This window comes from Flavobacterium difficile (assembly GCF_011392115.1).
GTDB lineage: Bacteria > Bacteroidota > Bacteroidia > Flavobacteriales > Flavobacteriaceae > Flavobacterium > Flavobacterium difficile.
This window is the reverse complement of record NZ_JAAJBT010000031.1, coordinates 1-255: the sequence shown is the minus strand read 5'-3', so window position 1 is coordinate 255 and position 255 is coordinate 1. Positions and strand designations below refer to the sequence as shown.

The 255-nt window shown below is 40.4% G+C and carries 1 pseudogene; it reads right to left on the bottom strand.

Going from position 1 to position 255, the window contains the following annotated elements:
- Positions 1–255, bottom strand: a pseudogene (locus G4D72_RS13635) (hypothetical protein); the annotation flags it as partial.

Below are 255 nucleotides of genomic sequence, written 5' to 3'. Positions count from 1 at the left end.
ACTGGTGTATCTGCTGCATCAACATCTCCAAAGCCATTTGTAGCATCCACTGCATTTGAAATACCATCACCATCTGTATCAGCACCGTCTATTTCTCCATCGTTGTTTGCATCTAATGCTCCGTTGCTTGTTTCAACAACATCTGACAATCCATCATTATCTGAATCTAAGTCTAAATAATTTGGTAGTCCATCTCCATCAAAGTCTGCTGTTGGGTTAGCGTTTACATCTCCAAAACCAACTGTGTTGTCTTGT